This is a genomic window from Streptomyces rectiverticillatus, from assembly GCF_013394065.1.
GTDB lineage: Bacteria > Actinomycetota > Actinomycetes > Streptomycetales > Streptomycetaceae > Streptomyces > Streptomyces rectiverticillatus.
The window spans coordinates 7,041,404-7,061,227 of sequence record NZ_CP040752.1; the positions used below are offsets into that span (position 1 = coordinate 7,041,404).

General features: G+C 74.6%; 16 protein-coding genes and 1 tRNA gene. 10 read left to right on the plus strand and 7 right to left on the minus strand.

The annotated features are described in order from the left end of the window. Nucleotides 1-20: 20 nt before the first annotated feature. From FGW37_RS30485 to FGW37_RS30505, 5 genes are read left to right on the plus strand one after another with little or no spacing between them, the layout of a single operon-like run. Nucleotides 21-2,054 carry a proton-conducting transporter transmembrane domain-containing protein gene (locus FGW37_RS30485; RefSeq protein ID WP_179084012.1) on the plus strand — a complete coding sequence of 678 codons (2,034 nt, stop codon included), beginning with the start codon at nucleotides 21-23 and terminating at the stop codon, nucleotides 2,052-2,054. A gap of 25 nt (nucleotides 2,055-2,079) precedes the next feature. Next, on the plus strand, nucleotides 2,080-3,045 hold the full coding sequence (locus FGW37_RS30490; protein WP_246430649.1) for a respiratory chain complex I subunit 1 family protein: 966 nt from the start codon (nucleotides 2,080-2,082) through the stop codon (nucleotides 3,043-3,045). An 11-nt stretch (nucleotides 3,046-3,056) separates the two neighbouring features. Further along, a complete protein-coding gene (locus tag FGW37_RS30495; RefSeq protein WP_179084013.1) occupies nucleotides 3,057-3,755 on the plus strand; it encodes a hypothetical protein in 699 nt (232 codons plus the stop codon). Beyond that, nucleotides 3,755-5,977, plus strand: a complete 2,223-nt coding sequence (locus tag FGW37_RS33020) for a proton-conducting transporter transmembrane domain-containing protein (protein ID WP_218650618.1) — start codon at nucleotides 3,755-3,757, stop codon at nucleotides 5,975-5,977. Before FGW37_RS30495 ends, FGW37_RS33020 begins: the two co-directional genes overlap by 1 nt. 2 nt (nucleotides 5,978-5,979) lie before the next feature. After that, entirely contained in the window at nucleotides 5,980-7,509 is a 1,530-nt protein-coding gene (locus tag FGW37_RS30505) for a hydrogenase large subunit (protein ID WP_179084014.1), read from the plus strand. On the opposite strand, the gene FGW37_RS30510 is transcribed toward FGW37_RS30505, so the two are convergent. Continuing rightward, the gene (locus FGW37_RS30510; protein WP_179084015.1) at nucleotides 7,506-7,691 is read right to left on the minus strand and encodes a hypothetical protein; all 186 of its coding nucleotides are present in this window, start codon (nucleotides 7,689-7,691) and stop codon (nucleotides 7,506-7,508) included. The genes FGW37_RS30505 and FGW37_RS30510 overlap by 4 nt on opposite strands. Before the next feature lie 208 nt (nucleotides 7,692-7,899). Between FGW37_RS30510 and FGW37_RS30515 the strand changes: the two genes are divergently transcribed. Next, nucleotides 7,900-7,972: transfer RNA gene (locus tag FGW37_RS30515), tRNA-Ala, on the plus strand. A 64-nt stretch (nucleotides 7,973-8,036) separates the two neighbouring features. Further along, nucleotides 8,037-9,434, plus strand: a complete 1,398-nt coding sequence (locus FGW37_RS30520) for an SDR family NAD(P)-dependent oxidoreductase (RefSeq protein ID WP_246430650.1) — start codon at nucleotides 8,037-8,039, stop codon at nucleotides 9,432-9,434. A 46-nt stretch (nucleotides 9,435-9,480) separates the two neighbouring features. Here the strand turns inward: FGW37_RS30520 and FGW37_RS30525 are convergent, their stop codons facing one another. Together FGW37_RS30525 and FGW37_RS30530 are read right to left on the minus strand one after the other, a co-directional pair. Beyond that, nucleotides 9,481-9,930 (minus strand): winged helix-turn-helix transcriptional regulator, encoded by a 450-nt coding sequence (locus FGW37_RS30525; RefSeq protein WP_079110447.1) that lies wholly within the window; start codon nucleotides 9,928-9,930, stop codon nucleotides 9,481-9,483. A gap of 82 nt (nucleotides 9,931-10,012) precedes the next feature. Then, on the minus strand, nucleotides 10,013-10,648 hold the full coding sequence (locus FGW37_RS30530; protein WP_179084016.1) for a TetR/AcrR family transcriptional regulator: 636 nt from the start codon (nucleotides 10,646-10,648) through the stop codon (nucleotides 10,013-10,015). Between the two features lie 105 nt (nucleotides 10,649-10,753). On the opposite strand from FGW37_RS30530, the gene FGW37_RS30535 reads away from it, so the two are divergent. Continuing rightward, on the plus strand, nucleotides 10,754-11,707 hold the full coding sequence (locus FGW37_RS30535) for a threonine/serine dehydratase (RefSeq protein WP_179084017.1): 954 nt from the start codon (nucleotides 10,754-10,756) through the stop codon (nucleotides 11,705-11,707). A gap of 7 nt (nucleotides 11,708-11,714) precedes the next feature. Here the strand turns inward: FGW37_RS30535 and FGW37_RS30540 are convergent, their stop codons facing one another. The 3 genes from FGW37_RS30540 to FGW37_RS30550 form a co-directional block, all read right to left on the minus strand. After that, complete coding sequence (locus tag FGW37_RS30540; RefSeq protein ID WP_179084018.1) at nucleotides 11,715-12,710, minus strand: SMP-30/gluconolactonase/LRE family protein; 996 nt, start codon at nucleotides 12,708-12,710, stop codon at nucleotides 11,715-11,717. After that, the gene (locus FGW37_RS30545) at nucleotides 12,707-13,351 is read right to left on the minus strand and encodes a diguanylate cyclase (RefSeq protein WP_179084019.1); all 645 of its coding nucleotides are present in this window, start codon (nucleotides 13,349-13,351) and stop codon (nucleotides 12,707-12,709) included. Before FGW37_RS30545 ends, FGW37_RS30540 begins: the two co-directional genes overlap by 4 nt. A gap of 122 nt (nucleotides 13,352-13,473) precedes the next feature. Continuing rightward, the gene (locus tag FGW37_RS30550) at nucleotides 13,474-15,222 is read right to left on the minus strand and encodes an ABC transporter ATP-binding protein (protein ID WP_179084020.1); all 1,749 of its coding nucleotides are present in this window, start codon (nucleotides 15,220-15,222) and stop codon (nucleotides 13,474-13,476) included. Nucleotides 15,223-15,414: 192 nt separating this feature from the next. Here FGW37_RS30550 and FGW37_RS30555 point away from each other — a divergent pair, with 192 nt between their 5' ends. Further along, nucleotides 15,415-16,470, plus strand: coding sequence for a TolB family protein (locus FGW37_RS30555; RefSeq protein ID WP_179084021.1), 1,056 nt, complete (start codon nucleotides 15,415-15,417; stop codon nucleotides 16,468-16,470). A 27-nt stretch (nucleotides 16,471-16,497) separates the two neighbouring features. Here FGW37_RS30555 and FGW37_RS30560 read toward each other — a convergent pair whose 3' ends face one another. Then, complete coding sequence (locus FGW37_RS30560; RefSeq protein WP_179084022.1) at nucleotides 16,498-18,663, minus strand: type 1 glutamine amidotransferase family protein; 2,166 nt, start codon at nucleotides 18,661-18,663, stop codon at nucleotides 16,498-16,500. 253 nt (nucleotides 18,664-18,916) lie between these two features. Between FGW37_RS30560 and FGW37_RS30565 the strand changes: the two genes are divergently transcribed. Continuing rightward, nucleotides 18,917-19,567, plus strand: coding sequence for a 50S ribosomal protein L25/general stress protein Ctc (locus FGW37_RS30565; RefSeq protein ID WP_179084023.1), 651 nt, complete (start codon nucleotides 18,917-18,919; stop codon nucleotides 19,565-19,567). Nucleotides 19,568-19,824: the final 257 nt, after the last annotated feature.

Genomic DNA, 19,824 nt, shown 5'->3' on the forward strand with positions numbered 1-19,824 from the left:
GCCCCCGCGGGGTACGCCGCATGAGCCCAGCCGAGTCCGCGACCGTCGTGGCCACGGGTCTCGCCGGCGCCGGAGTCCTGGCCGGGATGCTGCTGCCCACCCGCGCCCGGGTGGTGGCCGTGGGGCTGTGCACGGCGGGGCTGGGCGGCGCCGGACTGGCGGGCGGGATCGCGGCGCTGGGCGGCGTCGCCTGGTCGGCGTACCTGCCCGGCCTCCTGCCACTGGCCGGGCTGCACCTGGCCGTCGACGCACTCTCGGGCCTGTTCATGGCCGTCGCGGGCGCCGTGGTCCTCGCGGTCTCCGTCTACGGGATCGGCTACGCCTCCGGACGCGGCCCGCGCGGCACGGCGTCGCGCGGCGTGCAGTCGTCCCTGCCGGTCTTCGCGCTGACCCTGGTCCTGGTCCCGGCCGCCGCCTCGGTCTCGTCCTTCCTGCTGCTGTGGGAGGGGATGGCGGTCACGTCGCTGGTCCTGGTCCTGGCCGAGCAGCGCGACCGCTCGACCGTCCGCGAGGCCGGCGTGTGGTACGCGGTGATGACGCACGTCGGTCTCGTCCTGCTGCTGGCGGGGCTCGCACTGTTCGCCGCGGGAGCGGGCGGCGAGACGTTCGCGCAGCTGCGCGCGGGGGCGGCCGGCATGTCGCCGGGCGCGCGCGGCGCGGTCTTCGTCCTGGTCGCCGCCGCGTTCGCGTCGAAGGCGGGCATGGTGCCCCTGCACCCGTGGCTGCCGCGGGCCCACCCCGAGGCACCGAGCAACGTCTCGGCGCTGATGAGCACGGCGATGGTGAACCTGGGCGCGTACGGCCTCATCCGCGTGGACTTCGAGCTGCTGGGCGGCGGCCCGGGCTGGGGGTGGCTGCTGGTCCTCGCGACGGGCGCCCTGTCGGCCGTCTACGGCATCCTGCACGCGGCCATGGCCTCCGACCTCAAGCGCCTGCTCGCCTATTCGACGTCGGAGAACCTGGGCCTGGTGCTCATCGGCGTGGGCGCGGCGGGCCTGTTCGCCTCCTCCGGCTATCCGGTCCCCGCCGCCCTCGCCATGGCCGCGGCCCTGCTGCACGTCACCAACCACGCTGTCTTCAAGGCCCTGTTGTTCTGCGCGGCCGGCTCCGTCGTGCGGGCCACGGGGCTGCGCGACCTCGACCGGTTGGGCGGCCTGCGCGCCAGGATGCCCGCCACCGCGAGCTTCTTCGCGGTGTCCTCGCTGGCCGCGGTGGCGCTGCCGCCGGGCAACGGATTCCTCAGCGAGTGGCTGCTGCTGCAGTCCCTGATCCACGGTATGGCGGTGCCCGGGGTGTCCACGGCCATCGTGCTGCCGCTCGCCGTGGCGGTCATCGCCCTGTCGGCGGGGCTGGCGGCCGCCGTGTTCGTCAAGGCCCTGGGCGTCGGCTTCTTCGCCCGGCCGCGCAGCGCAGGGGCCGCGTCGGCGAAGGAGAGCCCGCCCCTGATGCACGTGGGCATGGGCCTGCTCGCCATCGGCTGCACGGCCCTCGCCCTCGTCCCCGGCACGCTGGGCAGCAGCCTGTCACGGGCCGTCGCCGCGGCGGGGCTCCACGACGGCCGCCCCCTCGCGGGCGGTGGTCTGGAGCTGCGGCTGGACCGTGCCGCCGCCTCCCTGTCCCCCCTGTGGGTGACGGCGGCCCTGCTCGCGGGCGTCGTCGCCGCGGCCGCCCTCATCCGTCTGACGGCCCGTCGCGGGCGCCGTACGAACGCGCGGCTGTGGGACTGCGGGGGCGGCGCCCCCACCCCCCGGATGTCGTACACCGCGACCTCCTTCGCCGAGCCCCTGCAACGGGTCTTCGACGACGTCCTCGACCCCCAGCAGGACGTGAACGTCACCCCGGTGCGCGAATCCGCCTACCTCGTGGAACGCGTGCGCTTCCGGCGCAGCGTCCGCGACCGGATCGAACACCGCCTCTACCGCCCGGTCCTGGCCGCCGCCCTGGCCGTGGGCCGGGCCGCGCGCCGGCTGGCCCCCGGCAGCGTGCACCGCTACCTCGGCTACGGGTTCTTCGGTCTCGTCGCTCTCCTGCTGGCCCTGGCGGTCGGCTGGTGAGCGCCACCTCGTACGGGGAGACGCCGTGAACGGCACCATGACCGCCACCGGAACGGCCGCGGTGACCGCCCAGGTCGCCATGGTCGTCGCCGGGGCACCCCTGCTCGCCGGGCTGATGCGGCAGGTACGGGCGCTGATGGAGGGGCGGGCCGGGCCCGGCGTCACCCAGCCCTGGCGCGACCTGCGCAAGCTGCTGCGCAAGGAGGCCATCACCCCTGCGGGCACCGGCCCGGCCTTCCGCACGGCACCGCTGCTGCTGGTGGCCACCACGGCCGTCGTCGCCGCGCTCGTCCCGATGGTTTCGACCGTAACCCCCGTCAGCGGCAGCGCCGACCTCATCCTCGTCGTGGCGCTGCTCGGGCTCGGCACCGTCACCCTGGCCCTCGCCGGGCTGGACACCGGCACCGCCTTCGGCGGGATGGGCGCCTCCCGCGGGATGACCGTGGCCGCGCTCGTCGAACCGACGATCCTCCTCGCGGTGTTCGCCCTGTCGATACCGACGGGGTCGACGAACCTGTCGGCCATCATCGCCGGCGGCATCCACGACCCGGTCCGCCTGGCCTCCCCGGCGGGCCTGCTCGCCACCGCCGCCCTGGCCGTCGCCGTCCTCGCCGAGACCGGCCGGCTCCCGGTGGACAACCCCGCCACCCACCTGGAACTGACGATGGTCCACGAGGCGATGGTGCTGGAGTACGCCGGACCCGACCTCGCCCTGGTCGAACTCGGCTCCCAGATGCGGCTGACCGTCCTGCTGGGCCTGCTCGCCTCGCTGTCCGCCCCCTGGGGCATCGCCACGACCGCCTCCCCGGCGGCCCTCGTCCTCGCCCTCGTCCTGCTCGCGCTGAAGGTCGCCCTGCTGGGCGCGGCCCTCGCCGCGGCCGAGGTGTTCTGGGCCAAGCTGCGGCTCTTCCGCGTGCCCGAGCTGCTGGCCGGATCCTTCCTGCTGGCGCTCCTCGCGGTGACCGCCTCGTACTTCCTCACGGGAGAGTGAGTGAGGGACACATGACCGACAGCGTCTACACCCAGCTGCTCGACCTGGCGTGCGGCGCGTTCCTGCTCGCGGCCGTCGTCGTCCTGTGGCTGCGGCAACTGACCTCGATCGTCCGCGTCTTCGCCTTCCAGGGCGTGGCCCTGGCCGCCGTCGCCGCCCTGCTCGGCCTGCACGAGGACCGCCCCGGCCTGCTCGCCGTCGCCGCCGGCATCGGGCTGCTGCGGGCCGGCGCCCTGCCCCGCCTGATGCTCCGCGCCCTGACCGCCGGCACGCCCCGGCGCCCCTACCCCCACTACCAGGAGGACGTCAGCGAGACACGCGAGACGCGGCCCCTGGTCAACATCGCCGCGTCCCTGCTGAGCGCGGCCCTCCTCACCCTCCTCGCCTACGCCGTGTCCCGGCCGCTGGTCGAACTGCACCCCACTCCTGCGACGCGCGCCCTGCCCGTCGGGCTCGCCGTCGTCCTGATCGGCTTCTTCACCCTGGTCACGCGCCGCCGTGCGCCGGCCCAGGTGGTCGGCTTCCTGCTGCTGGACAACGGCATCACCATCACCGCCTTCCTCGCCGCCTCCGGAGTCCCCCTGATCGTCGAACTCGGCGTGTCCTTCGACCTGCTCCTCGCCGTTCTCGTCCTGCAGATCCTCACCACCCGGATGCGGGTCGCCTTCGGCGGCACCGGCATCGACGACCTGCGGGAGCTACGCGACTGATGACGCACGCCACCACCGCACTGCTGCTGACCGCCCCCATCGCGGTACCGCTCGCCACCTCCGCCGCGTACGCCGCCTCCGGCCTGCGCGGCGCGAAGGCGCGCGCCGGGGTCGCCGCCCTCGCGCACCGGACGCCGCGTCAGCGCGGCGCCGCGGCGCCCGTGGCCACCCTCGTCCTCCGGCCGGGCGGCCGGCCGGACGGGCCCGCGCACCCCGGCACGAGCGCCCCGGACGGCCCCGCGTACCCGGAGCCGCCCACCCGCCCTCCGGTCTCCGGCACCGGCCCGGACGGGTCTGCAGCATCCGCGTGGCGGGGTACGGCACCGGCCGTGCCTCCAGCCCCCGGCAACGGCCCGGACGGATCCGCCCGCTTCGGTGCGGGATCTGCGGCGCCCGCGTGGCCGGGTACGGGATCCGCCGTGCGGTCCGGGCCCGGCAGCGGTCCGGACGGGTCCGGCGCGTCCGCCCGGCCCGGTACGGGTTCGGCCGTGCGTCCGGTCCCCGGCAGCCGTCCGGACAGGTCCGCCCGCCGCGGTGCGGGGTCTTCCACGTCGGCTCGGCCCGGCGCCGAACCGGCCGTGTCTGCGCGGCCCGGTGCCCGCCCGGACGGGTTCGCCCACCCCGGGCCGGGGTCTGCCGCGTCCACCTGGCCCGGTACGGGATCCTCCGTGCAGCCCGGGCCCGGCAGCGGTCCCGGCGGGTCCGCCCGCCGCGGCGCCGGAACCTCCGCCTCCGACGACCGCCGCGGTACGGCGCCCGCCGCGCGGCTCTCCGGGCCCGAGCGGTCCTGCGGCGCACCCCGCGCCGGGCGTGCCGGCGCCGTGCCGCGGCAGCTCACCGGGCGGCTGGGGCTCGTCTCGCCGCTGGCGATCCTCACGTGCGGGGCGGTGCTCGCCTGTACGGTCCCCGACGACGGGCCCGTGACCGCCTACGGGCGGCTGCTGCGTGCCGACGCGCTGACCGTGTGGATGCTGCTCACCGTCGGCGCGGTCGCCTGCCTCGCGTGTGCCGCCAACCCCGCCCACCTCGCCCACGAACGCACCGACCTTCCCTCGACCCGCCGCTACCACCTGCTCATCCACGCCTTCCTCGCCGCGATGAGCGCCGCGGTGCTCGCCGCCAACCTCGGCGTCCTGTGGGTCGCCATCGAGGCCACCACCATCGTCACCGCCTTCCTGGTCGGCCACCGGCGCACCCGCGCCTCGGTCGAAGCCGCCTGGAAATACGTGGTGATCTGCTCGGCGGGCATCGCCCTGGCCTTCCTCGGCACCGTGCTCGTCTACTACGCGGCCCGTCAGGCCGGCATCCCCGAGGCGTACGCCCTGGACTGGCAGACCCTCGCCGCCCGCGCGGACCGGCTCGACCCCTCGGTCACCCGTCTGGCGACCGGCCTGGTCGTCCTCGGCTTCGGGGCCAAGGCCGGCCTCGCGCCCCTGCACGCCTGGCTGCCCGACGCCCACAGCCAGGCCCCCGCGCCGGTCTCCGCCCTGATGTCCGGGGTCCTGCTCGCGGTGGCCTTCACGGGCCTCCTGCGCTACAAGGTCATCGCGGACGAGGCCCTCGGCACCGGCTTCGCCCGTACGCTGCTCGCCGGCGTCGCCCTGGCCACCCTCGCGCTCGCGGCGGCCCTCCTGCTGGCCCAGCGCGACTGCAAGCGCATGCTGGCCTACTCCAGCATGGAGCACATGAGCCTGATCGCCCTCGGCACCGCCGTGGGCAGCCCGCTCGCCCTCTCCGCCGTCCTGCTGCACATGACCGGCCACGGCCTCGCCAAGACCGTCGCGTTCTGCGCCTCCGGCCACATCGCACGGCTGTGCGGAACCACCCGGATCGGCAGGATCCGCGGGCTGCTCGCCCACTCACCCTGCCTCGGCACCGTCTTCGCCGCGGCCGTGGTCGCCCTGCTCGGGTTCCCGCCGTTCGGCCTGTTCGCCTCCGAACTGGGCATCGTCCGGGCCGGCTTCCTCTCCGGCCCCCGCTGGGCCCTGGCCGCCGCCCTGGTCCTGATGCTCGTCGCCTTCGCCGCCCTGGCCGCGCGCACCTCCCGCATGCTCCTGGGCCCGCCGCCGGGCGAGGACGACGAGGAGGAACCCGTACCGCTGGGCGCCGACGCCGCGGTCCCCCTGGTCGCCGGGCTGGCGGCCTGCGCGGCCCTCGGCGTCACCACCGGCCCCCTCACCGCCCTGCTGACCGAGGCCGGCGAGATCATCGGAGGCCACTGAGCATGCAACCGGGCACCGCACACCGCACCGTCACCGACATCGGCCCCGCCGACCTGCCCGGCAGAGCCGCCGACCTGCTCGGCGGCGGCCACCGCCTCGCCCTCGTCGCGGCCCACCACGACAGCGCCGACGAACCGGGCGGCCGGGCCGTCCGCGTCGTCTACCTCTTCGTGGCCGGCCCGCCCGACACCCGCACCGAGCTCCACGTCCGCCTCGACCCCAAGGCCCCCGAACTCCCCACCCTCGCCCACCTCTCCTTCCCCGCCGGCCGCTTCGAGCGCGAGATGCGCGACCTGCACGGCATCGTGCCGCTGGACCACCCGCTCCCGCACCGCCTCGTACGCCACTTCCACTGGCCGCGCGGCTGGTACCCGATGCACCCGGACGCCGGGCCGCCCCCGCCCTTCGCCGAACCCGAAGGCCCCTACCCCTTCCTGGAGGTCGAGGGGGAAGGCGTCTACGAGATCCCCGTCGGCCCGGTCCACGCCGGCATCATCGAGCCCGGCCACTTCCGCTTCTCCGTCGTCGGCGAGACGATCATCAAGCTCAAGGCACGTCTGTGGTTCGTCCACAAGGGCATCGAGAAGCTCTTCGAGGGCCGCACCCCCGAGCAGGGCCTGCCGCTCGCCGAGCGCATCAGCGGCGACACCGCTGTCGGCCACGCCCTCGCCTACTGCCTCGCCGTGGAGGAGGCCACCGGTGCGCACGTCCCCGTGGACGCGCGCCGCGCCCGCGCGCTCCTCCTCGAACTCGAACGCCTCCACAACCACGTCGCCGACCTCGGAGCCCTCTGCAACGACGCCGGCCACGGGGTCCTGAGCGCCCGCGCCCAGCACGTCCGCGAGCGCCTGCTGCGCCTCAACCGCGAGGTCACGGGCCACCGGCTGCTGCGTGGCGGCGTCGTGCCCGGCGGCTCCGACCTGCACGCCGTGCCCGGCCCGGCCCGGCTCGCGGAACTGGGCCGGGAGATCCGCGACATCGTCACGCTCGCCCTCGGGCACAGCACCGTGCGCGACCGCTTCACCGGCACCGCCCGCCTGGACGTCACCGCGGCCCGCGACCTCGGCTGCCTCGGCTATGTCGCCCGGGCCAGCGGCCTGTCCGCCGACGCCCGGGCGAGCCATCCCTTCCACGACCACGCCGGGGCCTTCACCATCCCCGTCCACACCACCGGCGACGTCCTGGCCCGCTTCCTCGTGCGGGCCGAGGAGATCGAGACCTCCCTCGCCATGGCCGAGCGGCTCGCAGCCGGCCTCACGGCGGGCCGGACGACCGGGACCTCGCTCGCCTGGCCGCCGCTGTTCGCCCGCAGCACCCGTCGCGCCGGCGTCGGCATCGTGGAGGGCTGGCGCGGCACCATCACCACACGGGTCGAACTCGGGGCCGGCGACGCGCTCACCCGCGTCAAGACCGTCGACCCGTCCTTCTTCAACTGGCCCGCCCTGCCCGTGGCGCTGGCGGACACGATCGTCCCCGACTTCCCCCTGGCCAACAAAAGCTTCAACCTCTCCTACGCGGGGAACGACCTCTAGCCGGTGTCGACGCCGTGGGCGCGGGCCAGGCGCAGGGCGTCCTCCAGCTCGTCCGCCGCCACGGCGGTCTCGTAAGCGTCCCCGGCCGACTCGGCCTCCGCGAGGGCCTTCCGGGCCCGCCGTACGCGCTTCTGCATGGCCTCGGCGAATTCGCTCACGGCGGCCCCCGGCGCAATGGGCATGAACAGGAGATTCCTTGAAGTCTAGAGCCGATCGGCCCGGGTGGCGCCCACGGAGCGACCCCGACTTCCCCGGCCGTGCGCCGCCGGTCCCGGCCGGCCGGGACCCCGGGCGCACGAGATGGCGGTCGGCATGGCCGGCCTGCCGTGTGACCTGCTCCGATATCCGTTTGGCCGCCGCCGGAACGATGGGTAGGGTGCTGGCCAATGCTCGTGCGTAGCGCAGAGGCGGACGCGCCGGCCTGGCAGGCCGGAGGACGCCGGTTCGAATCCGGCCGTACGGGCAGGTTCAGGATGTGAACGAGGCGGGCCCCGGGGCTCCGCGACGGGGGCGGGGACGACGCGGACGTGGGCGGCAACACCGGCACCACCGGCATCGGTGACCTCACCGAAGACGAGCTCGCAGCCTTCGACCGCACCGTCGGCCTGCTGAGGCGACTGCCCCTGGACGACCCGATGCGGCTGCGCGCCGAGCAGGTCGCCTCGTCCTTCGTGCGCGACGGACGGCACCGCCGCCGCAAGGCCCGCCGCCGGGAACAGGCCGCTGCGGACGCCCAAGTGGTCGCCGCCACGGCGACGGGCGCCCTCGCCCGCCGCGAGGACGCACCGCTGGAGACCCCCGGTTCGCCAGGCACCTACAGCCGCGCGCGCCGCTGCTACGTCTGCAAGACCCCCTACCGGCAGGCCGACGCCTTCTACCACCTGCTCTGCCCCGGCTGCGCCGCCGACAACGCCGAGCGGCGGGGCCTGCGCACCGACCTGACGGGCCGCCGGGTCCTGCTCACCGGCGGCCGGGTCAAGATCGGCTTCCAGCTCGCGCTGATGATGCTGCGCGACGGCGCGGAGCTGCTGGTCACCAGCCGCTTCCCGCGCGACACCGTCCGCCGCTTCCACGCGGCCGAGGGCAGCGAGGCGTGGCTGGACCGGCTCACCGTGATCGGCATCGACCTGCGCGACCCTCGCCAGGTGCTCGGCCTGTGCGAGCGGCTGAGGGACGCGGGCCGGCCCCTGGACATCCTGGTCAACAACGCCGCGCAGACGATCCGCCGCCCGCCCGAGGCGTACGCGCCGCTGGCGGCGGGGGAGTCGCGGCCGCTGCCCGCCGGCGCCGCCGCGGGGACGGCCCTGTGGCGGGCGCCCGGCTTCCGGACGCCGTACGCGCTGGAGGGGGCCGGGGACGGTGCGGGCGCCTCGGCGGCGATCGGTCTCGTCCTGCCGGCCGCCGCGGAGGTGGACGAGGCCGGGCTGGTGCCGGACCGCTCCGCCGCCAACTCCTGGTCGGCGCGCATCGGCGAGCTGGACCCGGCCGAGCTGCTGGAGACCCAGCTGGTCAACGCCCTCGCACCCACGCTCCTGTGCGACCGGCTGCTGCCGCTCCTGCTGGCCTCGCCCCACCCGCGGCGCTACGTGGTCAACGTGACGGCGGTCGAGGGCCGTTTCGCCGTGCGCAACAAGTCGGCCGGCCACCCGCACACCAACATGGCCAAGGCCGCACTGAACATGCTCACCCGCACCAGCAGCCGGGAACTCGCCGCCCGCGGCGTCCACATGTGCAGCGTCGACACCGGCTGGATCACGGACGAGAACCCGGCGCCGAAGAAGGAGTGGATGGCCGCGCACGGCTTCCGCACCCCGCTGGACATCGTGGACGGCGCGGCCCGGGTCTACGACCCGATCGTGCGCGGCGAGGCGGGGGACCCGGTCTCGGGCGTGCACCTCAAGGACTACCGGGTCGCCGACTGGTGACGGGGCCGCTCTGCGGGAGCAGGGCGGCCCGGGGCGGAGCCGCCGGTCAGGCCGCGCCCTCGACACCCCAGCCCGGCACCTGGAAGCGCGCGGTGATGGCCGAGCTGTCGACCTCCTCGCCGCAGCACCGGCAGACGACGGCCGGGTCGAGGTCGGCGCCGCAGGAGTGCTCGAAGACGGTCGGCGGCACATCCGCCAGGTGACGGTCGCCCCAGCTCATCAGCATGATGAGGACCGGCCGCAGATCGTGCCCGGCTTCCGTGGGGCAGTACTCGAAGCGCGCGGGCCGTTCGCTGTAGGGAACCTTCTCCAGCACTCCCGCCTCTACCAGGCGGCGCAGCCGGGAGGCCAGGATGTCGCGCGGGGCCCCGGTGTTGCGGGCGATCGCATCGAAGCGCCGGACTCCGAAGAAGACCTCACGCAGCACCAGCAGGGAGTACTTCTCGCCGACCACACCGAGCGCGTCGGCGATCGAACAGGGGCGCGGCTTCGTCATGGGCTCCATCGTAGAGCAGCAGGATTTGCTTCCCCAACCCTTGCGGTAACGTGCATCCATTTCCCCAACCGACCCGGCCGCCTCAGGGGTGCGCCGCCCGGATCAGCTGTCGCAGGGCGCCGTAGTAGACCTCATGGTCCGTCATGGCGGGCAGGATGACGTCCGTGTTCCCGGTCAGGACCGGGAACTCCCCGGGATCCAGCGCGGCCAGCGCGGTACGGGTGCTCGTGAGCGTCCGTCCGGGGTCGCGGTGGTCGACGAACGTGGCGCTGCCGAGGGTCAGCAGGTACATCCGCCGGTACGCGTGGAACGCCTGCTCCGCGGTCATCCCCGCGGCGATGCTGTCGGCGAGCGCCGGCTCGACCAGGCGGGCCAGCAGCTGGGGGCCGAGCCAGGGGCGCGAGCCGCGCAGGGCCACCAGGCCGGGGTGCGCGGTGAGCAGCTCGTACAGCCCCCGGAACCGCCGCTCCGCGGCCTCGGCCCAGGCGGTGCCCGGCGGGATCTCGGGCAGCTCGGCGGCGAGGTGGTCGGTGCACAGGTCGATCAGCCCGCCCAGGTCGGTGCAGCGGCGGTGGATCGTCGCGTGGGAGACGCCCAGCCGCTCGGCCAGCGACCGGAAGCTGAGGGCCGAGGGGCCCTCCTCGTCGATGATCGCGAGGGCGGTGCGGGCGATGAGCTCCGGGGTCGCCCGGGCGAGGGAGGGAGATTGCCGTGGCATGTGTTACAGCGTATCGTACGCTGTAACATTTATGCTTCGCCGTGCTGCGGCGGCCCTGCGCTGCTTCCCGCCCGGTTTCCCGCCCGCGCCCCGAGGAGAGACCCCGTGCACGACCTCACCCACGGCGACGTCGAACAGGCCGCCGCCCGCATCGCCGGCCGCACCCGCCCCGTCGCCGTCGCGCCGGCCGGCCCCGGCACCCCCGGCCGGGTGTGGTTCGCGCTGGAGTTCCTGCAGCACACCGGCTCCTTCAAGGCGCGCGGCGCCTGGAACTTCCTCGCCGCCCACCGCGAGGCCGGCACCCTGCCCCGGGCCGGGGTCACCATCGCCTCCGGCGGTAACGCCGGGCTGGCCTGCGCCTGGGCCGCGCAGCGGCAGGGGGTGCCCGCCACCGTCTTCCTGCCCGAGAACGCCCCGCAGGTGAAGACCGACCGGCTGCGCGGCTACGGAGCCGACGTCCGTCTCGTCGGCTCCGAATACGCCGAAGCGCTCGCGGCCTGCGAGGAGTTCGCGCGCACCACCGGCGCCCTCGCCAGCCACGCCTACGACCACCCGCTCATCGCCGCGGGCGCCGGCACCCTCCTGGAGGAGATACGCGCGCGTGTCCCCGGCCTGGACACGGTCGTCGTCGCGGTGGGCGGGGGAGGCCTCTTCGCCGGCGTCGCCACGGCCGCACGGCACCACGGGATCCGCACCGTCGCGGTCGAGCCCGAGGGCAGCCGGGCCCTGCACGCCGCCCTGGAGGCCGGGCGCGTCGTCGACGTCACCGTCGACTCCGTCGCGGCGGACGCCCTCGGGGCCCGCCGCGTCTCGGAGACGGCCCTGGCCGCGGCCCGCCACGAGGACGTCACCTCCGTCCTCGTGCCCGACGAGGCCATCACCGGCGCGCGGCAGTCCCTGTGGGACGGGCACCGCCTCGCGGTCGAGCCCGCCGGGGCCACCGCGCTTGCCGCCCTGACGGCCCCCGGCGGCCCGTACGTGCCCGCGGAGGACGAGACCGTCGCCGTCGTCCTCTGCGGTGCCAACACCGACCCCGGCGACCTGGCGCGCCGTCGCTGACGCGCGGTCAGCGGGGGCCGGGCGGCAGGTCGCACCAGGCGATGCCCGGCTCCACGAGGCTGCCGAGCACAAGGGTGCCCCCGTGCTCGTACACGCTGGTGACCATCCGGTAGCCGGCGCCGCGCCGCCCCAGGTCGTGGGTGACCCGGCCGTCCGGGCCGATGCCCATGACGCGTGCGAACCGGCGCGGCGGCGGACGCAGACGGACCGCCGCGGCCGCCGCCCCGCGCCGTAACGCCGCGGGCGCGCGGTGGAGCCGGTCCAGAAGCGCCTCCCGTGGCGCGGCCAGAGCGGTCCAGAAGGTGCCGTCGGCGCTGCGGGAAAGGTTGTCGGGAAAGCCCGGCAGGTCCTCGATCAGGGTGTCGCGCAGCCCGGCCCGGGGGCCGGTGAGCCACAGCCTGGTGAGGCGGTACGCGCCGGTCTCGGCCACCACGACGGAGGATTCGTCGGCCGCCAGGGCGACCCCGTTCGCGAACTGCAGGTCGTCGAGGAGCACTTCGGGGGCACCGCCCGGCCGGAGCCTCAGCAGCCGGCCGGTGCCGGAGTGCTCCACGATGTCCGCCCGCCAGTCGCGCAGCCCGTACCGGCGGCTGGAGGCCGTGAAGTAGACGGTGCCGTCCGCGGCGGCGGTCGCGTTGCTGCAGAAGCGCAGCGGTTCACCGGCCACCGAGTCCGCCAGGACCTCGACCTCTACCTCGCCTCCGGCCTCAGGGGCGACGCGCAGCAGCCCCCGTTCCGCGTCGCAGACGAGCAACCGGCCGTCGGGGAGCACCTCCAGGCCGAGCGGCCTGCCGCCGGTGTCCGCCACCTCCTCCACCCGGGCGCCGCCGCGCGGGCCGGGAAGGGTGATCCGCCGGATCCGGCCGTCGCCGGTGCCGGTCAGCACCCGCCCGGCGCCGTCGACCACGACGTCCTCCGGCCCCGGCCCCCCGATGCGGAGCATGCGCAGCGGCGGCAGCGGCCGGGGCGGCGCGGGACGCACGGATGCGGGCGCGTGGCTCATGACGCGGCCACCGGGCGCCGGGCGCGCAGGCAGCGGGACATCTCCTCGGCGTACGGAAGGATCACCCCGGCCCCGATCGCCACGCCGAGACCCGCGAGGTACTTCGCGGGCAGCGGCCGGTCCTTGGGGAGCAGGGCCCAGTCGCGGCGGCCGCGGCCGCCGCGCAGCGCCGCACGGACCTCGTCGGCGTGCAGGCACGCGGTGAACGCCATCGCCGACAGCGGCAGCACCTCCAGGAAGCTGTGGATGTGCTGCTCCACGGGGTGCACTTCACGCTTCTTCGTCGCGAGGCTCACGTCGTAGAGGGCCGTGGCGCCGTGCGCGAGGGCGGCTCCTCCCATCACGGAGAGGACGAGCGGGTTGATCCTCGCCAGGAGCCCCATCGCGACGGGGACGCCGGCCTCGGTCATCATCAGCGCATGGACGGCGGACTCCTTCACGCCGCTGGTGTGTTCGATGCGCGTCCGCTTGTGCATCCACCAGTCGGCGACCGCGGGCACCACCCACAGGGGGAGCACCCCGTAGAGCAGGAAGCGCCGGTTGGTGTCCTCGACGGCGGTGGAGTGGAAGGGGACGGAGAGGTCGCGCCCGCGGCGCCAGTGCTGCCAGGAGCGGACGAAGGGCTTGCCGGGGAAAGCCATGGAGCCTCCGGGAGAGAGGGGAGAGCGGTGGTACCGGACTGCATCTTCCGTACACGTGTACCCCTTCCTTCTCTCTCATGCGGCCCGAACGGAGATGCGACCTCCGAGGGTGAACGCCTCCGTCAGGCGCGCTGCGCCCGCTCGTGGACCTGTACCTCGGCCGCGGCCAGTGCCACCACCCCCGTCGCCGTCTCCAGCAGCGCGGGCCGGTGCGTGACCATGACCACCGTCCGGTGCGCGACCAGCTGCCCCAGCGCGGCCACCACCAGCCGCTCCGCCTCCGCGTCGAGCCCCGACGTCGGCTCGTCCAGCAGCACGATCGGCGCATCGGCCAGCAGGGCGCGGGCGATCCCCACGCGCTGGCGCTGCCCGCCGGACAGCCCGCCGCCGCAGTCGCCGAGCCGCGTGTCGAGCCCGTCGGGGAAGTCGTCGGTGAACGCCGTGACCAGCGCCGCCCGGGCGGCCGCCCGCACCTCGTGCGGTTTCGCGTCCGGCCGCGAGTAGCGGATGTTGTCGGCGATGGTCCCCGCGAACAGGAACGTCTCCTGGAGCACGGCCGTGACCTGGCGGCGCAGCCACTCCTCCGGCAGGTCGCCCGTCGCCGTCCCGTCGATGCGCACCGTGCCGCACGTGGGCCGGTACAGGCCTGCGACCAGCGCGAGCGCGGTCGACTTGCCCGCGCCGTTGGGACCGGTCAGCGCGATCCGCTCGCCCGCGCCGATGCTCAGGTCGAGGCGGTGCAGCGCGGGCCGGTCCCCGTAACGCATCGACACCCCCTCGAAGTCGATGCGGCCGCTCGCACGGGCGGGCAGACCCGGGGCGGCGGCCTGCACCGGCCGCCGCAACGGGCACGGTTCCCGGAGGATCTCGGCGATGCGCCCGGCCGACGCCCGGCCCTGCGCGAACGTTCCGGACAGCTTGGACAGCGCCCGCAGCGGAGCCACCATGCCCGTCAGATAGCTGAGCGCGACCACGAGATGGCCGGTGCTCCACCACCCGTGCAGCACCCCCGTACCGCCCACCCACAGCAGCGCCGCCGTGCCGACCGCCGTCGCCGACTCCAGCAGCGGCGCCCGGCGGGCCTGGACGTCGGCGGCCTCCAGCCCCGCACTGAGCAGCCCCCGGCTCCGCGCCGCGAACTCCCGGTCGTGCGCCTCGTGGCGGCCGAAGGTGTGTACGGTCCGGATGCCCTGCAGCGCCTCGACGACCAGCCCGGTCAGCTCGCCCTCCGCCTCTCTGCGCCGCCGGGCGGCCAGCTGTCCGCGCCGCCGGTTGCGGACGCCGAGGAGCAGGACCAGGGGGATCGCCGCCACCCCGATCAGGCCGAACCGCCAGTCGAGCAGGAGCAGCGCGGCCGCGTAGCCCGTGACCGAGAGGACACCGGGGAAGAGCACCGAACAGAACGCGACGAGGCTGTCCTTGATGTTCCCGCAGTCGGTGATCACCCGGCTCGTGGACTCGCCCACGGTCTGCCGGTCGTGGTAGCCGAGTGGCAGGCGCTGCAGGTGGGCGAACGTCTCGCAGCGGATCGCCACGCTCATCCGCTCGCCCACACCGTTCATCGTCCGGTCGCCCGCGTAGTCGAACACCGCGGACACCAGGGCCACCAGCACCACGAGTGCGGCCGCCGTGGTGAGCATGGCCGTCCCGTCCCGCCCGAAGACGTCGAGCAGCGAGCCGAGGGGGTTGTGCGAGCCGTCCGTGCCCAGCACCCGGTCCACGACGGCGGCGACCGGCCACGGCGTCACCAGGTCGGCCGCCATCTCGCACAGCCGCATGCCGACCCCGAGGGCGAGCAGCCGCCGGTGCGGGGTGCCGAACCCGCGGAAGAACCACAGCACGTGGCGGTTCGCCGTGGACGGGTCCTTCATCAGCGCTCCCAGCGGACGGCGTCAGCCGCCCTTATGGTCGCCGCAGCCCGCCGCGGCGGGCAATCCGGCACGCTGCCGGGCGGTGAAGTGACTGCGGAATGCGTATGCGCGGGGTGGGTTCCCCGGCTTCCGCTGTTCCTGCTTCCGCCGTTCCGGCCTCCGGCGCGCGGCGGCTCCACTAACGTCGGCCGGGTGCGCAGTCGCCTGTACGCCGCAGCGTTCCTTGCCGCCCTCGCCCTGACGGCCTGCAGCAGTTCCGAGGGGCCGCGGCCGCCGGGGCCGTCGGACGGCCGGGCGGGCGCGCGGGCCGACGGCGCGGAGTTGCTCTACCGCGGCAAGGGGCGCACGAGCGCGCAGAACCCGGCCTTCTCGCCGGACGGCGGTTCCGTGCTCTTCACCCTCTTCGCAGGCGGATACAACGACGGCGCCGCGGCGCTGCGCGTACTCTCCCTGCGCGGCGGCGCGCAGAGCCGCCCCAGCACCCTGCTCGACGAGGCCGACCGGGCGGCCGTGAACCTGCCCGGCTCCAGCTGGCACCCCTCGGCGGGAGTGACCTTCGCCTCGGACCGCGAGGGCGGGCGGGACGAGGTGTGGGTGATGCCGCCGGGCGGCGGCCGGCCCGCCAGGGTCACCGAGCACGGCGGCGACTCCGGCTATCTGGAGCCCAGCTTCTCGCCGGACGGCTCGTGGATCGCGTTCCAGGAGAGCCGGGAGAGCCGGGAGGGCGCGGAGGGCGGGACGGCGGAGGAACCGGCGGACGGCGGCAGCGCGCTCGGCTCCCTGTGGAAGGTCCGGCGGGACGGCAGCGGACGGGCCCGGCTCCTGGACGGCCCCGCAACCGGCACGGACAACCGCCAGCCCAACTGGTCGCCCAAGGGCGACCGGCTGGTCTTCCAGCGGCGCGAGCGCGGCAGCCACGACTGGGCGCTGTACGTGATGAACGCCGACGGCGGCGGCCTGCGGCGGCTCACCGGTGGTGCCGGCGAGCACACCGACCCCAGCTGGTCGCCCGGCGGCCGGCAGGTGGTCTTCTCCTCCACCGCCGGCGGCCTGGAGGTGCCGCAGATCTTCGTGATCCCGGTGGACGGCGGCCGCCCCGTCCGGGTGACCAGGAACGACGGCTCCTACGACGGCGCGCCGAGCTGGTCGCCGGACGGGCGGTGGATCGCCTTCGAGTCCCACCCGGGGGACGAGGACCGGCCGACCGCACTGTGGCGTATCCCCGCCCCCGGAACGGACGGGCCCTAGTCCCGGGGCCGGGCCGTAGCCCGGGGCTCAGCCGGTGGTGACCGTCAGCAGGGAGTACTGGCCCACGGTCAGGGACACCGTGGCGGCGGTGCCCGCCACCTGCCAGGCGACCGGCTGCGGGGCCGGCGAGGCACCGTCCGGGGAACTCACCGTGGCGGACAGCACCCGCTTGCCCGCGGGCAGCTCCAGGGCGACGGAGCAGGCGGCCGGGGTGGTCTTGAACGCGGCCGGGGTGTCACCGAAGCAGGTGAAGTTGACCAGCTGGACGACGGTGTCGTCGCCGAGCCGGCTCACCTCCATGTGGATGCGGCGGTCTCCGGTGAGCCGCACCGAGGGCGGCGCGGCCGCGAGGACGGGCGCGAGGATCCGGTCGGCGCTCGCCTGGTCGGTGGAGGCCAGGTAGCTGTGTCCGGCCAGGTTCTTGACGTACCAGCAGGTCCCCGAGCCGAATCGATTCTGCTTGCTCGCGGGCAGCGGATCGCCCTTGCGGAACCCCAGCACGTCGGCCAGCGCGTACTCGCTGCGGGCCGTGCCCAGGCCGTCGAGCGCGGTGGGCGCCGGACCGGTGATCACGACCGTCCCGCCGCCCGCCACGTACTCCCGCAGGACCGCGGCCTCGCCGTCCGAGACGGCCTGCAGGTTCGGCAGCATCAGCACGCGGTACGGGGCCAGGTCGGCGGCCTCCAGGTGCGGGCTCGTGACGGTGGCGAAGGGGATGTGGGCGTACACCAGCGCCTTGACCGTGCCGCGGAACTCGCCCAGCCACGCCTGCTCGGTGCAGCTCTCCTCGGGGCTGCCCCCGGCCCACCAGTCCGTGACCCCGGAGGGCATCTTGGTGTTGGCGTACATCCCCGTGCCGGCGGCGGGGCTGACGAAGTCCCGGGAGGCGGAGGAGTGGTAGACGCCGACCTCGGCCGCGGGCACGGCGTCGTAGAGCTTCTCCTGGTTGGCCGCGACGAAGGCGTACATGCGGGTGCGCATCGCCTTGTCGGTGCTCGCGTCCTTGAACGGGCTCTTGACCTCGTACGGATTGCAGCCGGCCGCCAGCAGCTCGGCCATCACCAGCGACGCGTCGTCGGCCTTCCAGCCGTAGGAGAACGCCCACGCCGGCTTCGCCCCGCTGGCGGCCCGCGCGTACTTGTACATCGAGATCAGACAGGTCCAGTCGGTCGCCGTGGCGTGGCGCATCCCGTCGTAGTTGCCGAGGATGTCCACCTCCCAGACGTGGCTCACGCCCTCCGCCTTGCGCAGGTACGCCCCGTCGAGGCCGACCAGCGTGGCGTACTGGTAGTCCATGCTGACCGTCTCGACGAAGGTGACCAGGCCGGGGTTGACCGACCGGCCGGCGGCGGCGATGTCGAGCTGCCACTGGTTGAGGTTGCGGTGGCGCCACTCCACGTAGCGGCGGAAGGGCAGGCTCGTGAAGTCGTCCCTGGCCGGGAGGGCGAGTCCGGTGTCGGCCTTGAAGGCGTCCGCCGCCCAGGTGGAGCCGTCGCACCAGCTCAGCGCGCCGTCGAAGTAGATCGGCACGTCCGGCCAGATCGCGTCCACGCCCGTGGCGGTGAGGGCCTTGATACGGCCGAGGTAGTACTCACGCCAGGGGGAGTTGGGGCTGAGCCAGCAGCTCTCGTCCCCCGGGTCGACCCAGACGACCAGGCTGCCGTAGAAGACGTTGGGCTTGCCGTCGAGGGAGCGCTGCACCCAGGACTTGCCCTCGCCGTCCTTGTAGAACGACGGGCCCTTCTCGCCGCCGGCGCTGATGAGCTCCAGCGACGGGTAGTACATGACGACGCGGATCCCGGCGGCGTGCGCCAGCTCCGTGAAGCTCTTGACCTTGCCCATGTGCTCGGTGAACTCCGCGGGCGTCAGCCAGTTCGACAGGATCGTGTCGAGCTCGATCACATTGACGTTCTGCGCCTTGAGCGCGGTGATCACCGGCTTCATATCGCGCAGCGGATCGGCGTCCTCGTCGAACGTGCCGTCGGCCAGCCTGGCGAAGCGGCTCCACTCGGGGAAGAGCCCCTGCCGGGCCGCGGCCGGCGCCCAGGCGGGCTCGGCGCCCGGGCCGGAAGGGCCGGAGGGGCCGGAGGGGCCGGGGAGGCGGGGGAGGAGCTGGGATGCCAGCGCGCCGCCGCTCACCCCCAGGCCCGTCCGTAACAGGGCTCTTCGGTTGAATCTTCGCATACCGCTCATGGGTGTCCCCTCGCGTTCACGACTTCACGACGGTGTGACGGGGTCTGCACGGTGCCCGCAAAGTCTGCCCGATCGCCTCCGCGCCGGCGGACGGATTCCGGTTAAGGCGGTGCGCATCTGCAGTCATGGGCGCGCATCTGCCATCAGATGGAAAACAGCCCGATATCGCTCCCGTACGGAGTAGCCGGGGCGGCACCTCTACGGCAGGCGGTTAACAGAGTCTGCAGACGACTGAACCGCGAGGAGTGCAGGCATGGCTGAAGTGAAGCTGACCGCCGAGACGCGCACCGAGTTCGGCAAGGGTGCCGCCCGTCGCATCCGCAGGGACGACAAGGTCCCCGGGGTCATCTACGGGCACGGCGCCGAGCCGCGGCACGTGGCGCTGGACGGGCATGCCCTGCTGCTGGCCCTGAGGACTCCGAACGTACTGATCCGCCTGGACATCGACGGCAAGAAGGAACTCGTCATCCCCAAGGCCGTCCAGCGGGAGGCCCTGCGCGGCTTCCTCACCCACGTGGACCTGCTGATCGTCAAGAAGGGCGAGAAGGTCACCGTGGACATCCCGATCCACACCGAGGGCGAGCTCGCGCCCGGCGGCAACCTGCTGGAGTACATCCTCAACGCCCTCCCGGTCGAGGCCGAGGCCACGCACATCCCGGAGGGCGTCACCATCTCCATCGAAGGCCTGGAGGCCGGCCACACCATCCACGCCAAGGACATTCCGCTGCCGCGCGGCACCAGCCTCGCCGTCGACGGCGAGGACGCCGTCCTGCAGATCGTCGCGGCGCAGACCGAGCCGGAGGAAGAGGAGGAGGAAGAAGGCGAGGAGGAGGCGGCGGCCGCCGCCGAGGGCGCCGCGGAGGGAGAAGCCGCCCCCGAGGGCGAGAGCGGCAGCGGCAGCTGAGCCACGCTCCCGGCTTCCGCCGCCGGCCCCGCTTCCGGGCACGATCCGGGCACCGGTCCCACTTCCGGGCAGGGCTCCTGGGCTGGTCCTGTGCCTCGGCCTCGGCCCTGCTTCCGGGCGCGGTCCCCGGCACCGGACCCGCTTCCGGGCAGGCTCCTGGGCTGGTCCCGGAGCGGCCGCGGTCCTGCCGTGGTCCTGGGACCGCTTCCGAGCAGGCCCCGGGCCGGTCCTGCCTCGGCCTCGGTCCTGCCATGGCC

Bases quoted from the DNA above. Each gene is read 5' to 3' on its own strand.
- FGW37_RS30485 (WP_179084012.1), top strand. From the start codon at position 21: ATGAGCCCAGCCGAGTCCGCGACCGTCGTGGCCACGGGTCTCGCCGGC.
- FGW37_RS30495 (WP_179084013.1), top strand. From the start codon at position 3,057: ATGACCGACAGCGTCTACACCCAGCTGCTCGACCTGGCGTGCGGCGCG.
- FGW37_RS33020 (WP_218650618.1), top strand. From the start codon at position 3,755: ATGACGCACGCCACCACCGCACTGCTGCTGACCGCCCCCATCGCGGTA.
- FGW37_RS30505 (WP_179084014.1), top strand. From the start codon at position 5,980: ATGCAACCGGGCACCGCACACCGCACCGTCACCGACATCGGCCCCGCC.
- FGW37_RS30510 (WP_179084015.1), bottom strand. From the start codon at position 7,691: ATGCCCATTGCGCCGGGGGCCGCCGTGAGCGAATTCGCCGAGGCCATG.
- FGW37_RS30525 (WP_079110447.1), bottom strand. From the start codon at position 9,930: ATGACGAAGCCGCGCCCCTGTTCGATCGCCGACGCGCTCGGTGTGGTC.
- FGW37_RS30530 (WP_179084016.1), bottom strand. From the start codon at position 10,648: ATGCCACGGCAATCTCCCTCCCTCGCCCGGGCGACCCCGGAGCTCATC.
- FGW37_RS30540 (WP_179084018.1), bottom strand. From the start codon at position 12,710: ATGAGCCACGCGCCCGCATCCGTGCGTCCCGCGCCGCCCCGGCCGCTG.
- FGW37_RS30545 (WP_179084019.1), bottom strand. From the start codon at position 13,351: ATGGCTTTCCCCGGCAAGCCCTTCGTCCGCTCCTGGCAGCACTGGCGC.
- FGW37_RS30550 (WP_179084020.1), bottom strand. From the start codon at position 15,222: ATGAAGGACCCGTCCACGGCGAACCGCCACGTGCTGTGGTTCTTCCGC.
- FGW37_RS30560 (WP_179084022.1), bottom strand. From the start codon at position 18,663: ATGAGCGGTATGCGAAGATTCAACCGAAGAGCCCTGTTACGGACGGGC.
- FGW37_RS30565 (WP_179084023.1), top strand. From the start codon at position 18,917: ATGGCTGAAGTGAAGCTGACCGCCGAGACGCGCACCGAGTTCGGCAAG.